12 protein-coding genes, 1 tRNA gene and 1 pseudogene are annotated in these 12934 nt (G+C 61.5%); 10 read left to right on the top strand and 4 right to left on the bottom strand.

Translation table 11 applies throughout. The features are described from left to right. Nucleotides 1-105: 105 nt before the first annotated feature. The 3 genes and pseudogenes from NKH42_RS18025 to NKH42_RS18015 form a co-directional block, all read right to left on the bottom strand. Entirely contained in the window at nt 106-765 is a 660-nt protein-coding gene (locus tag NKH42_RS18025; protein ID WP_352689318.1) for a TerC family protein, read from the bottom strand. Between the two features lie 171 nt (nt 766-936). Then, a pseudogene (locus tag NKH42_RS18020) lies at nt 937-1092 on the bottom strand (DUF930 domain-containing protein); the annotation flags it as partial. 168 nt (nt 1093-1260) lie between these two features. Next, a tRNA-Ser gene (locus NKH42_RS18015) sits at nt 1261-1350 on the bottom strand. A 307-nt stretch (nt 1351-1657) separates the two neighbouring features. Between NKH42_RS18015 and NKH42_RS18010 the strand changes: the two genes are divergently transcribed. The 10 genes from NKH42_RS18010 to NKH42_RS17965 all read left to right on the top strand — a co-directional run bounded on the left by NKH42_RS18010 (nt 1658) and on the right by NKH42_RS17965 (nt 12255). Continuing rightward, nucleotides 1658-2542 (top strand): GNAT family N-acetyltransferase, encoded by an 885-nt coding sequence (locus NKH42_RS18010; RefSeq protein ID WP_254817218.1) that lies wholly within the window; start codon nt 1658-1660, stop codon nt 2540-2542. A gap of 271 nt (nt 2543-2813) precedes the next feature. After that, the gene (locus tag NKH42_RS18005; protein WP_352689315.1) at nt 2814-4037 is read left to right on the top strand and encodes a septal ring lytic transglycosylase RlpA family protein; all 1224 of its coding nucleotides are present in this window, start codon (nt 2814-2816) and stop codon (nt 4035-4037) included. A gap of 130 nt (nt 4038-4167) precedes the next feature. Beyond that, entirely contained in the window at nt 4168-5301 is a 1134-nt protein-coding gene (locus NKH42_RS18000; RefSeq protein ID WP_352689353.1) for a D-alanyl-D-alanine carboxypeptidase family protein, read from the top strand. A 64-nt stretch (nt 5302-5365) separates the two neighbouring features. Beyond that, nucleotides 5366-6040, top strand: a complete 675-nt coding sequence (tmk, locus tag NKH42_RS17995; RefSeq protein ID WP_352689313.1) for a dTMP kinase — start codon at nt 5366-5368, stop codon at nt 6038-6040. Continuing rightward, nucleotides 6037-7092: a DNA polymerase III subunit delta' gene (locus tag NKH42_RS17990; RefSeq protein WP_352974333.1), complete on the top strand. Its 1056-nt coding sequence runs from the start codon at nt 6037-6039 to the stop codon at nt 7090-7092. The genes tmk and NKH42_RS17990 overlap by 4 nt, the downstream gene beginning before the upstream one ends. 120 nt (nt 7093-7212) lie before the next feature. Then, the gene (gene metG / locus NKH42_RS17985; protein WP_352689351.1) at nt 7213-8799 is read left to right on the top strand and encodes a methionine--tRNA ligase; all 1587 of its coding nucleotides are present in this window, start codon (nt 7213-7215) and stop codon (nt 8797-8799) included. After that, complete coding sequence (locus NKH42_RS17980) at nt 8799-9593, top strand: TatD family hydrolase (protein WP_352689311.1); 795 nt, start codon at nt 8799-8801, stop codon at nt 9591-9593. Before metG ends, NKH42_RS17980 begins: the two co-directional genes overlap by 1 nt. A 3-nt stretch (nt 9594-9596) precedes the next feature. Then, nucleotides 9597-10415 carry an MBL fold metallo-hydrolase gene (locus tag NKH42_RS17975; protein ID WP_352478841.1) on the top strand — a complete coding sequence of 273 codons (819 nt, stop codon included), beginning with the start codon at nt 9597-9599 and terminating at the stop codon, nt 10413-10415. Between the two features lie 252 nt (nt 10416-10667). Next, nucleotides 10668-11570 (top strand): agmatinase, encoded by a 903-nt coding sequence (locus NKH42_RS17970; protein WP_352689309.1) that lies wholly within the window; start codon nt 10668-10670, stop codon nt 11568-11570. A 94-nt stretch (nt 11571-11664) separates the two neighbouring features. Next, nucleotides 11665-12255, top strand: coding sequence for a hypothetical protein (locus NKH42_RS17965; RefSeq protein WP_352689308.1), 591 nt, complete (start codon nt 11665-11667; stop codon nt 12253-12255). A gap of 102 nt (nt 12256-12357) precedes the next feature. On the opposite strand, the gene NKH42_RS17960 is transcribed toward NKH42_RS17965, so the two are convergent. Beyond that, the gene (locus NKH42_RS17960) at nt 12358-12912 is read right to left on the bottom strand and encodes a DUF2076 domain-containing protein (protein ID WP_352689307.1); all 555 of its coding nucleotides are present in this window, start codon (nt 12910-12912) and stop codon (nt 12358-12360) included. Between the last annotated feature and the right edge of the window lie 22 nt (nt 12913-12934).

Genomic DNA, 12934 nt, shown 5'->3' with positions numbered 1-12934 from the left:
TTGCCGCATTGGTATGGGCAGCGGCTGCGGCGAAACGCAACCGCCGGCATCGCCGAAGGCTCGCCGAAATCGAAGTCGCGGCCGATGCGAATTCGAGTCGATGCGTCAGCTCACCGCACTGCTGACATGCGGGAAGACTTCCACCGCGCCTCGATAGATCATATCGAGTGCGACATAGAAGATGATCAAAAGGCCGATATAGGCGATCCAGCGATGGCGGTGCAGCAGCTTGGCGATGAAGCTCGCGGCAAGGCCCATCAGCGCGATCGACAGGACGAGGCCGATCACCAGCACCTGGAAGTGATCGCGCGCCGCGCCGGCGACCGCCAGTACGTTGTCGAGCGACATCGAAACGTCGGCGATGACGATCTGCAATGCCGCCTGACCCAAGGTCTTCTTGCGCGCCTTGCCGGCCACCATGTCATCGCTGTTGATATCGGAATTGGACAGCGCTTCGGTCGCCTCCATCTCGTCGGCATGCGACGTGCGCAGCTCGCGATACATCTTCCAGCACACCCACAGCAGCAAGATGCCGCCGGCCAGCAGCAGGCCGACAATCTGCAGCAGGGTGACGGTGATCGCGGCAAAACCGATGCGCAGCACCGTTGCCGCCACCACGCCGATGAGAATCGCTCTCTTGCGCTGCTCGACCGGCAAGCCCGCTGCGGCCAGGCCGATGACGATGGCGTTATCGCCTGCAAGCACGAGGTCGATGGCGATGACCTGGAGCAGGGCAGAGAAGCCCGCGGCAGTGAAAATTTCCATCGACTGGAAGTCCCTTGCTGGTTGGCCGACCGTTCGCGTCGAATGCCTGGAGGGCCTAACGTGTATGGTTCCCGCGCGTCAAGGGACTGGTTGGAACAAGGTCGGCAATATACAGAGTTTGCGACGATCGGCCCGAAACACCGGCAAAATGCGGCCACAGGTCGCGAATGCCTAGTTATAGAGATTGTATTTGGGCCAGTCGCTTTCCGGAATTTTATCACCGATCCGGTAGCGGAGCTGCAGGACTTCCATATGGTCCGGCGCTGTCTCGCATTTGAATTTCAGCCGGTACCATTGTCGTTTGCTGCGAAACGCAGCACCCGTGCTGGCCGGCCAAGGCAGCGCCATCCATGCGAGGAGCGCAAAAAATAACCTATTCATGGGCGGGAGAAGCACCATATTTCGGCGCAAAAATCAATCCGATCGGGGGCTCGCTCGCGTCCCGGTCATCTCGATGCAAGCCCGGGAGATTGCTTTCGGGATAAAGAGCGTCACTGGCGGAGGGAGTGGGATTCGAACCCACGGTGGGCTTGCACCCACGCCGGTTTTCAAGACCGGTGCCTTAAACCGCTCGGCCATCCCTCCAGGGTGATTTTTCAATCACTTAGGATATCGCGAGAGGAGCGGGTTCGAGCTGTCGGTACCGGATTGGCACCAGGACGGTCCCCGATCGGTTCGCGCTCCATTCCTGTAAAGCCGCATTCAACGCCAAGTCAACCGTGGCGGCCGCACCTTTCGGCGCGATCCAGGACGGTGAGCAGCGTCATGGCGAGCTGTTTGTGCTGAGTGTGGAAAATCGTTTTTAAAACCCGCACGGACTATTAATCGTTGCGCGCTGATATGTTGGGCGCATTAGGCACATGTAAGTAAAATCGTCTTCTGGAGTTGAATTTTGGCCGTACTTGGCGCTCTCCCGCCCGGTCTTCGCTGCAGACCAATTCGTGAAACCGACTGGGAGGGAGTGGTCGATTGTCTGTGCAGGGGCTTTCCGGCGCGTAACCGAAGTTACTGGATCCGGGCTCTGACGCGTTTGTCAAAGCGGCCTGCGGTTGCCGAGTTCCCACAATATGGCTTTGCTTTGGAGCATGCCGATCGGATCGTCGGCGTTGTGCTCACCCTTTATGCGCGCTACCAGGGGTCGGAGAGCGAGGAAATCCGCTGCAATCTTTCGAGCTGGTCAGTCGACGCAGAATTCCGTTCCTATGGCGCCATGTTGGTTGCGGCGGTTCTCAAGCGGAAGGACGTGACCTACACGAACATTTCGCCGGCGCAAGCGACATTGAAAGCCAACCGGGCGCTCGGCTTTCGGCTCTTCTCCAGCGGACAATTTACCTTCTTGCCGGCTTTAAGTTCGGCGCCGCGGCCATGTCGCGTGGTCGAAGTGCGTCCCGATCTTCCGGAACTGGCGATGCTTCCCGAGAGTGAGAGATACATACTCTCGGAACACGCCGCGCTGGGGTGCCTGTCGTTGATCTGCATCTGCGACGGAGCAGCGTTCCCCCTGGTGTTGATGCCGCGCCGGATTTTGCACGGTCTTATCCGCTGCCATCAGGTCATCTATTGCCGCTCGCTCGCGGATTTGAGCCGCTGCGCCGGTGCCATGGGGCGCTTTCTCTTGCGAAGCGGAATCCTGGTTTGCTTTGTCGACGCCAAGGAGCCGATTCCAGGTTTGGTGGGATGGTACCGCCCCAACAAGGGGCTGAAATACTTCAAGGGTCCCAGACCACCCACACCTGGAGATCTGACGTTCACCGAGCTCGTGATCTTCGGTCCCTGAGTCTGCGCTCGCAGACACGCCAGGCGAGGTTCAAAGCCCGCCACGAACGGCGTTTTGCTGATCTAAGCGATGGCTTCATCCCGACCGGCGAGACGGTCCGCGCCACAATCTCGCCCGGTTCCGACCACAATCGGTTAATACGGTGATAAACAATTCCTGCGCACAAAAAGCATTGGGGTAGGGCGTTGCCGGCGTTTCTGGAGTGGGTGCTTTGGCATCGCTGACGTTTATGCTGCGGTGCCTTCGTCGATGCTATAGGGGCAATCAAAATATGCAGACCACGGCGCGCCCGCGTCTTCGTCGCGCTTTCGCTTTCGCGCTGTTGGCCTTGTCGGCAGCGTTTCTTGCGGCATGTGCCGCGCCGCAGCAAAAGGCGATGGTCAACAAGAAACCTCGCTCCAAGGAATATTTTTCCGAAGCCGAATATGGCGTGAAAGCCAGCCCGCGCGTGATGTTCAAGACGTCTCGGGGGCGCGACCAGCTCGGCAAGCCCTATCAGGTGCGCGGCAAGTGGTATTATCCGAAGGAAGACAAACGTTACGCCAAGGTTGGCCTAGCGTCCTGGTATGGTGAGGCGTTCCACGGCCGGTTGACCGCCAATGGCGAAGTCTACGACATGGCAGATCTGACGGCGGCGCATCCGACTATGCCGCTCCCGAGCTATGCGCGGGTCACCAACATGAAGACCGGCAGCTCGGTGATCGTGCGCGTCAACGATCGCGGACCCTATCATGATGGACGCATCATCGATGTGTCGAAGCGCGCTGCTGAAATGCTCGATTATGCCAATATCGGTACGGCCGAGGTGAAGGTCGAATATGTCGGCCGTGCGCCGCTCGAAGGCAATGACGGGCAGTATCTTATGGCTTCGTATCGTCCAGGCAACAGGGCGCCGGATCCGTCGGACGGTCTGCCCAGCGGTGTCATGGTCGCCATGAATGGGCCGTCGCCAAGCCTGGCGGTGAGCGCTGCAGCCGTGCCGTTCCCCGGTCAGCTGACGAATACCGGGCAGGGATCCGATGCAGGGCCTGTCATAGCGGTGCAAGCGTCTGCTTCGGGAGACATTGTACTGCCCGATTTCGGCCCGATCGTGCCGGAGCGTCCGGAGATCAACCTGCCGGCGCAATCTCCATTCACCATGGCGTCGCTGTCTTACGCCGACGAGCGCGTGCAGCGCGCCTCCAACGCGTTTGCCGAGCTGGACGACACCGGCATGTCGCCCGCCGAGCTTCTTCAATCGTGGAAGCGGCAAGCTCCTCCAATCCAGTCGCCCACGGACTATGTCGCGGCGGGTTCGTTCGAGGATGCCGCCGAAGCCGAGCAGGTGGCGACCCAGCTTTCCAGCTTCGGCAAGACCGAAATCCAGCGCTCGGAACTTGAAGGAAAGGACTGGTACTCGGTCAACCTCTATGCCGACGGCCGTGGCAGCCTGGACGAGATGCTGCAGGCAGCGTGGTCGCACGGTGCGCCGGATGCGCTTGCTGTACGCAATTGAGCTCGGGGCTGCCTGGTTTTTCGTGCGCGATTGATCCGCCAGGCAAAAGCCTGATAGCTTCTGCCAACGTGCAAGAGCGCCGGCTCACTGGTCGAATCTGATGAAATTTTTTCACCCTTTCACTGGGCTTATGGCGCTCGGCCTGCTGCTGCTGCTCTCGCTTGCGCCGGCCTCAGCACAGCTTTTCGAGACCAAGGCCGCGCAGGCCTTCATGATCGATGCCGAAACCGGAACCGTGCTGTTTTCCAAGGACGCCGACAGGTTGATCCCGCCGGCCTCGTTGGCCAAGCTGATGACGATGGAAGTGGTCTTCAACGCCATCAAATCGGGGCGCATGACGCTCGATGACACCTTCGTGGTGAGCGAAAACGCCTGGCGCAAGGGCGGCGCTCCTTCGGGGACATCGACTATGTTCGCGAAACTCAAGTCGACGATCCGGCTTGAAGACCTGATCCAGGGCGTGACCGTGCAGGCGGCCAATGACGGCTGTATCGTCATCGCTGAAGGAATCGCGGGGTCCGAGGCAAACTTCGCGGCGCAGATGACCGAGCGTGCCCGCCAGATCGGCTTGCAGAAATCGACCTTCGTCAACTCCACCGGTCTGCCGGCAGATGGGCAGCAAACGAGCGTTCGCGAACTCGCGCTTCTGGCGCTGCATATGTGGCGCAACTACCCGGATCTCTACCGCTATTACGGCCAGAAGGATTTTACCTGGAACAAGATTTCCCAGAGAAACCGCAATCCGCTGCTGGCCATGGATATAGGCGCCGACGGGCTCGCGGTCGGCGCCAGCGAGCAATCCGGGTTCGGCATTGTCGGCTCGGCCAGCCACAACGGCACAAGGGTGATCGCGGCGATGGGCGGCCTGGCAAACGACCGCGAGCGTGCTGAGGAAGCGCGAAAGCTGCTCGACTGGGGCGTTCGCTCCTTCGAGAAGGCTGAAATATTCGCCAAGGACGAAGTGGTTGGCGAAGCCCAGGTCTTTGGCGGCGCCAAGTCCGGAGTCGCGTTAAAGGCAAAAGGACCGGTGCAGATCTTCCTGCCGATCACCAACCGCGACAAGCTCACCGCCCGGATCGTCTATGACGGACCGGTTGCCGCGCCGGTGGAGGAGGGGCAGCCGGTCGGTACGCTGCGCGTCTGGATCGGCGATACTCTGAGCCAGGAGACGCCGCTGTTTGCCGCCGAGTCGATCGGTGTCGGTTCCCTGCCGCAGCGCGCGCTCGACGCCGCCAAGGAACTGGCCGTCGGCTGGCTGCGTTAGCACCGTCGCGGTGGACCTTTTTTCCCGCCGGGACTATACGGTCCCCGAAGTATGGACAAAGGCTTTGGCGCGCGGATTTTTCATCACTTTTGAAGGCGGCGAAGGAGCAGGCAAGTCGACGCAGATCGAGCGGCTGGCAAAGAAGATGCGCGCCAAGAAATACGATGTGCTGGTGACGCGTGAGCCGGGTGGCTCGCCGGGGGCGGAGGCGGTCAGGCATGTCCTGCTTTCAGGCGCAGCCGAGCCGTTCGGCCCCAAGATGGAAGCGTTGCTTTTCGCCGCTGCGCGATCCGACCATGTCGAACAGGTCATCCGGCCGGCGGTCGAGCGCGGTTCGGTCGTGCTTTGCGATCGTTTCATGGATTCTTCGCGCGTCTACCAGGGCGTCACCGGCGGCCTCGACCCGGCATTCATGGACGCGTTGGAGAAGGTCGCCATCAACGGCATGGTGCCGGACATGACGCTGATCTTCGATATCGACCCCGCCGAGGGCCTGAGGCGCGCTACCGCCCGGCGGGGGAGCAGTGACGGACCGGACCGCTTCGAGAAGGAAAGATTGGCCATCCACCAACGCCGGCGCGAGGCGTTTCTCGCGATCGCCGCAGCTGAACCCGAACGCTGCGTCGTCGTCGATGCGTCAGCCGACCCCGACACCGTGGAGGATATCTTTACCGCCATCGTCTTCGCGGCTCTCGAGAGGATGATGCCGGCGCAAAGAAGGCAGGCGGCGCCGGCATGATTTTCGAACGCATCGCGCCGGAACAGCACGATACGCTGGACGGGGTGCCCGAGCCATCCGAGACGCCGCGTCTTGTCGGTCACCCGCAGGCAGCCAACATGCTCGCCACCGCTTACCGCTCGGGAAAGCTGCCGCACGCACTGATCTTTGCCGGACCGGTGGGCATAGGCAAGGCGACGCTGGCCTTTCATCTGGCGCATCATCTGTTGAAGCACCCGGCCTTCGAGCAGGCGCTGGAAAGCCTTGCCGTTCCAGATCCGGCTTCGTCGCTGTTTCGCCAGATCGCCACCGGGGCACATCCTTCGGTTCTGCATCTTACACGCCCCGCGAATGACAAGACCAAGAGCTTCAAGACAGTGGTCACGGTCGACGAAATCCGTAAGGTCAGCCGCTTTCTGTCACTGACCTCGCACGACGGCAGCTACCGGGTGGTTATCGTCGATCCCGCCGACGACATGAACACCAATGCTGCCAATGCTTTGCTGAAGAATCTTGAAGAGCCACCCGCGCGCACCTTGTTCATCCTCATCGTCCATGCGCCGGGCAGTTTGCTGCCGACGATCCGGTCGCGCTGCCAGATGGTGCGATTAGCCCCGCTCGATGCCAAGAGCTTGATGGCGGTTCTGGAGGGCATCGAGCCGCCGCCACCGGAGGATCCTGCGGCGCGCGCGGCGCTGGCGGAGCGGGCAGGGGGCAGCGCGCGCAACGCGATCCTGTTGACGCAGTATGGCGGGCTTGAAATCGCCGCGACCCTCGATGCCCTGGTGATGTCCAAAAAGATACATGTCGCAGGCGCCTACCGTCTTGCCGAGGCGGTCGCCGGCCGCGACCAGGCAATCCCGTTCGAGATATTCAATCGCCGCGCGCTCGACCTGCTGTCGGCCGGCGCCAGCCAGGCCGCGCTCGCCGGCGATCTCGCGCGGGCCAAAACGCTGTCGGATACTTGGCACGAGGCTTTGAACGCTATATCTGAAACCGAGACCTACAATCTCGACAAAAAGCAGCACGCCCTGACCATGATCGACCGCCTGAATTCTGCAATGCGAATGTGACGGCCGCTGGCGTGGCTTTGAAGCCCCTGAGCATTGATCCCAATCAATCGCAGGAACTTCGAAGCCACCACATTGGCGTCGGATGGCAATTGCCGTTTCGATGCGATATCTCACCGCGACATCTTTCATTCAGACATTCATGACGGCTCATCCATGTCACGCGAAAAATACTACGTCACGACGCCGATCTTCTATCCGAACGGAAAGCCGCATATCGGCCATGCCTACAATGTGATCGCCAGCGACACGCTTGCCCGCTTCCAGCGGCTCGACGGCAAGGACGTCTTCTTCGTCTCGGGGACCGACGAGCACGGCTTGAAGATGCAGCAGACGGCGGACGCCGAAGGCCTGACGCCGAAGGCGCTTGCCGATCGCAATTCGGCGATCTTCCGTTCGATGCTCGAAGCGACCGGCTGCTCGAACGACGTTTTTATCCGAACTACCGAGGAGCGGCACTACAAGGCTTGCCAGGCGATCTGGACACGCATGGCTGAGAATGGCGACATTTACCTCGACCGCTACAGCGGCTGGTATTCGGTTCGGCAGGAAGCCTATTTCGATGAGGCCGAAACCAAGGTCGGCGACGACGGCGTGCGCCGCGAACCGCTCGGCTCGCCTGTCGAATGGACCGAAGAAGAAAGCTACTTCTTTCGGCTTTCCGCCTATCAGGACAGGCTGCTCGCACTATACGAGAACAGCCCCGAATTCGTCGGGCCAGCGGAGCGGCGCAATGAAATCGTCAGCTTCGTCAAATCCGGCCTCAGGGATCTGTCCATCTCGCGCACCACGTTTAACTGGGGCGTGCCGGTCCCGGGCGACGACAAGCATGTGATGTATGTCTGGGTCGATGCACTGACCAACTACATCACCGCTGCCGGTTATCCGGATCCGGCCAGCGAGAGATGGTCTTTCTGGCCTGCAAACGTTCATGTCATCGGCAAGGATATCGTGCGCTTTCACGCGGTCTACTGGCCGGCTTTCCTGATGTCGGCTGGCATCGAATTGCCGAAGCGCGTGTTCGCGCATGGTTTTTTGTTCAACCGCGGCGAGAAAATGTCGAAGTCGGTCGGCAACGTCATCGACCCGTTCGCCATGATCGAGCACTACGGTCTCGACCAGGTGCGCTATTTCTTCCTGCGCGAAGTGCCGTTCGGTCAGGACGGTAGCTACAGCCATGATGCGATCGTCAACCGCACCAATGCCGACCTTGCCAACGATCTTGGCAATCTGGCGCAGCGCTCGCTGTCGATGATCGGCAAGAACTGCGGCGGCGTGGTGCCGAAGCGTGGCGAATTGAGCGACGCCGACAAGGCGATCCTCGATCAGGCAGATGCTGCCCTTGTCACGGCGCGCAGGACGATGGCCGACCAGGGCATCCATTTGGCGCTGGCGGCGATCTTTGGCGTGGTGGCCGAAGCCAACCGCTATTTCGCTGGGCAGGAGCCATGGGCGCTGAAGAAGACCGATCCGGCACGCATGGAAACGGTGCTGTGGACGACGGCAGAGGTGATCCGGCGTGTCGGATTGCTGTGCCAGCCCTTCATTCCAGGCTCGGCGGCCAAGCTGCTCGATCTTTTGGCAGTGCCGGCGGACAGCCGCGACTTCGCGCATGTCGCCGAACGTCATGCGCTGGTGTCCGGTACGGCGCTGCCGGCGCCGGAACCAGTATTTCCACGCTATGTCGAGCAAACGGATACAAGCGCCTGATGCTGGTCGACAGTCACTGCCATCTCGACTTTCCGGATTTCGCCGAAGAGCGGGCGACCATCGTCGCCCGCGCCCTCGCGGCCGGCGTCGGCCGTATGGTGACGATCTCGACGAGGGTGAAGCGATTTAGCCAAGTGCTTGAGATTGCAGAGACTTTCGATGAGGTCTATTGCTCGGTGGGCACCCATCCGCACAATGCGGCGGAAGAGCTTGACGTCGCTGTCGATGATCTGGTGCGGCTCTCTGCTCATCGCAAAGTGGTGGCGATCGGCGAGGCCGGGCTCGACTATTTCTACGATCATGCGCCGCGCGACGCACAGGCTCAGGGCTTTCGCACCCACATCGCCGCGGCGCGCGTGACCGGTCTGCCGCTGGTCATCCATTCGCGCGACGCCGACGACGACATGGCTGACATCCTCGAAGAAGAAACAGGGAAGGGCGCCTTCCCCTTCATCCTGCACTGTTTTTCGTCTGGGCGCAGGCTAGCCGAGATCGGTGTCGCGCTCGGCGGCTACGTTTCGTTTTCCGGTATCCTGACCTTCAAGAACTCCGCCGAGCTGCGCGCCGTCGCCGCCGATGTGCCGCGCGACCGTCTGCTGGTCGAAACCGACGCGCCATACCTTGCGCCGATCCCGTTTCGCGGCAAGCGCAATGAGCCCGCCTATGTCGCGCATACAGCCAAGGTGCTGGCCGAGACGATCGGCTTCAGCGAGGCCGAGATCGCTGATATCACCACGGATAATTTCTTCCGGCTGTTCAGGAAAATGCCGCGCCCGAGCGCGCCGGGCGCCTGACGCATGAGCGACCGGTTACGTCTTACCGTCCTCGGCTGCGGCTCATCGCCGGGCACGCCACGCATCACCGGCGACTGGGGCAGTTGCGATCCCGCGAACCCCCGAAACCGGCGCACGCGCACCGCAGCGCTCGTCGAGCGGATCGCGGCGAATGGCGTCCGGACCACGGTCGTCATCGACACCGGCCCGGATTTCCGCGAGCAGATGCTGCTGGCATCGGTCAGGCGCATCGATGCGGTGGTCTATACACATCCGCATGCCGACCATATCCACGGCATCGACGATTTGCGCGGCTTCGTACTGGAGCAGCGCCACCGGATCGACATCCATGCCGATCAGGCCACCATGCTGCGCTTACGCGAGGCGTTCCGCTACTGTTTCGAAACACCGAAAGGCAGTTCGTATCCGCCGATCGTGAACGCCCATATCATCGACCACGACAGGCCGGTGGTGATCGAGGGCGAGGGCGGCGCCCTCACCCTCGAACCGCTGGTGCAGCTTCATGGCGACATCACCTCGCTGGGTTTCCGCATCGGCGGGCTGGCTTATTGCCCTGATGTCAGCGACTTTCCGGACGCGACCGCCGAGCGCTTGCGCGGGTTGGACGTGCTGGTCATCGACGCGCTGCAATACACCGTCCATCCGAGCCATCTGTCGCTTGGCCAGGCGCTTGGCTGGATCGAAAGACTGGCGCCGAAGAACGCGGTGCTGACGCATATGCATGTGCCACTCGACTACGCAACGGTAATGGCCGAGACGCCGGCCAACGTCGAGCCTGCTTATGATGGCATGACGATCGAAATCCCTTACGAATCAGCGTGAAGGATCGAGTTTTTACGGTTGGGTTTCTGAGTGGGGTCTCGCAAGGTGCGTGAAACCAATTCTCGCTCTAAAGCCGGCCCAGCGGCTCGCTGGTGCCACTTCCACGCCACATTCTTATCCGCCATTTCAGTTCCATAACCTATCTTATGCGACTGAAGCTTGTAGCAGCCATTTTAGGAATGCGACGGTTGAGCAAATTAGAGATGCGACATTTGTCGTGCGTCTGACGAACCGCAGCATTACAACCAGCAAATGACCCACTTTCTCGGCTTTCCCGATCACCTCGCCGATGGCCGCATGCCTCGTGCGGTGATCTTCGGAGCCGGTCACGGCAGCACGTATCCCAGCGAGGACAGTCATGGCTATGCCTTGGCAGCCGACGCCATCCGCGCTGCAAGCCGGGTCGATGCCACGCTCATCGAGCACTGGGATTTCGATCTTGGTGGCCCGCTGTTCGACGGCAGGCCGATCTGCTGCATCGATACCGGCAACATCCCGACCACCATGCATGACAATGCCGGCAACCGGGCCAAGATCGAGGCGAAGACGCGCGAGGTCCTGGCATTGCCGGCCGTGCCGATCCTGCTCGGCGGCGACGACTCCGTGCCCATTCCCTTCCTCGCCGGATTTGCGGATCACGGCCCGGTCTGGATCCTGCAGATCGACGCCCATATCGACTGGCGCGACGAGTTGCATGGCGAACGATACGGCTATTCGAACCCGATGCGCCGGGCGAGCGAGATGCAGCATGTTGCCGGCATCGTGCAGGTCGGCATCCGTGGCGTCGGTAGCGCACGCATCACCGAAATCGAAGCTGCGCGGCGCTATGGCAGCCGTTTCGTGACCGCCCGCGAGGTTCACGCCCAGGGCGTCGAAGCCGCTCTCCGATACATTCCGGAAGGAGCGCGGATCGTCATCACGCTCGACTGCGATGGCCTCGATCCCGGTATCATGCCTGGCGTAGCTGCGCGTACACCCGGCGGCCTCACCTATACGCAAGTGATCGACCTGATCGCGGGCCTCGGCAGGCGGGCCAAGATCGCAGGATTCGACCTTGTCGAGCTCTATCCTCCCGCCGACATTGACGGCCTGTCGGCGATGACCGCCGCGCGCCTTCTCGTCAATGTAATCGGCACCATCGTCCGTCAAGTTTGAAAGCCGGCTTCCTCACGCATGATGGCCAGACAAGATTTCATCGGCTGCCGGCCAGGCGCGAAGATTCTCAACCGGCATGCTAGGGTTGCGAATCATGAAGCGACTTGGGCTCTTCACAAGTTTCGTCCTCACCCTCGCCTGCGTGCTCACTGGCGCGCGAGCGCAGGACTTTGATCGTGCGCCAGGCGAGAACGACCTGGCTTTCGCCAAACGTGTTGTCGGGTTCGCCGACAATGCTGATCCGCACACCACAGCCGTGAGCTGGAGCGGCCTCCAGACACTCTTCGTCGATTACCAGACCGCTGAGGACTATCCGGAACGCCCGCTCGTCGCGCTGCAACGGCTAGCTGACAACAGATATCGCACAATCCAGGTCACGATCGGTGAACAAGAGGGCGACACGCCGGACATAGCGCTCGGCCTCGCCAACGCCGACCACGACCCGGCAAAGGAACTGATCGTGATACTTTCCTGGGCTCAGATGCACTACGATGTCGAAGGGACGCTCTACGAAGTTCGCATCTTCGATGGCCCCAAGCCAGGCCAGAAGGCGCTGACTCAATTGAAAGCGAGCCGGAAGTTCGACGCCACATGCGACTGCCATTGGCGCGACGGCACAACGAAGCACTTCCGCTTCAAGACGATCGCAGCGGTCAAGACTGAACTGAAGCGCCTGGGTTATTAGCCGCCGGCGAGGGCTCGCTTCCCGGATGCTGCCCTCGCCATCTCGCCTATGCTGGCCCGCAATCGTCACCAGCGCCGGCACAGGCACAGTCTGGGTCGCTCGTCAGAACTCCATATCACCGAAGTCACCGCCATTGTCGGAGCTGGCATCGCCTGCCTGATCGGCTTCGTCCGGCTGCGGCGTCGGCTGTTCAGCTGCCTTCGCTTCGCTGCCGCCAAACATGCCGGCGATCGCGTTGCCGAGCAGCACTCCGCCGGCCACGCCCATCGCGGTCTGCGCAGCGCCAGCAAGAAAACCGCCGCCTGCCCGCTGTGGCGTGTCCTGCGGCCCTTCAGTTGCAACGGAGGCGGCGCGCCCTACCCGCGGAACCGAGCCCGAGCGCCTGCCGCCGCTGCGGCCGAAGAAGCTGCTGAGCGGTCCACCGCCGGCGGGCTGCTGCGCCTGCTCTTCCAGTTCTTCGATGCGCGCCTGAGCTGCGTTCAAGGCCTGCTCCTGAACCACGATCGTCTGGGCCATGTAATATGGCGCGCCAGGCTGCTGGCCGATCTGATCCTGGATGAAGCGCTCTGCTTCCGCATCGCGCGGCGACGCCTGGCGCTCGACATTTGCCAACTTCTCGAAGAGGCGTCCGATCGCCTGTTGATCGTTTCTGTCCATGATATCCGCCTCCGGTCGTGGT

The organism is Mesorhizobium sp. M1142, from assembly GCF_040318565.1.
Taxonomy (GTDB): Bacteria; Pseudomonadota; Alphaproteobacteria; order Rhizobiales; family Rhizobiaceae; genus Mesorhizobium.
The sequence above is the reverse complement of the archived record's forward strand: the minus strand, read 5'-3'. Positions and strand labels throughout refer to the sequence as shown.

What these genes read in the sequence shown, in the direction of transcription:
- NKH42_RS18005 (WP_352689315.1), top strand. Translation starts at nt 2,814, where the DNA reads ATGCAGACCACGGCGCGCCCGCGTCTTCGTCGCGCTTTCGCTTTCGCG.
- NKH42_RS17990 (WP_352974333.1), top strand. Translation starts at nt 6,037, where the DNA reads ATGATTTTCGAACGCATCGCGCCGGAACAGCACGATACGCTGGACGGG.
- NKH42_RS18025 (WP_352689318.1), bottom strand. Translation starts at nt 765, where the DNA reads ATGGAAATTTTCACTGCCGCGGGCTTCTCTGCCCTGCTCCAGGTCATC.
- NKH42_RS17980 (WP_352689311.1), top strand. Translation starts at nt 8,799, where the DNA reads ATGCTGGTCGACAGTCACTGCCATCTCGACTTTCCGGATTTCGCCGAA.
- NKH42_RS17960 (WP_352689307.1), bottom strand. Translation starts at nt 12,912, where the DNA reads ATGGACAGAAACGATCAACAGGCGATCGGACGCCTCTTCGAGAAGTTG.
- NKH42_RS17970 (WP_352689309.1), top strand. Translation starts at nt 10,668, where the DNA reads ATGACCCACTTTCTCGGCTTTCCCGATCACCTCGCCGATGGCCGCATG.
- NKH42_RS17965 (WP_352689308.1), top strand. Translation starts at nt 11,665, where the DNA reads ATGAAGCGACTTGGGCTCTTCACAAGTTTCGTCCTCACCCTCGCCTGC.
- NKH42_RS17975 (WP_352478841.1), top strand. Translation starts at nt 9,597, where the DNA reads ATGAGCGACCGGTTACGTCTTACCGTCCTCGGCTGCGGCTCATCGCCG.
- NKH42_RS18000 (WP_352689353.1), top strand. Translation starts at nt 4,168, where the DNA reads ATGGCGCTCGGCCTGCTGCTGCTGCTCTCGCTTGCGCCGGCCTCAGCA.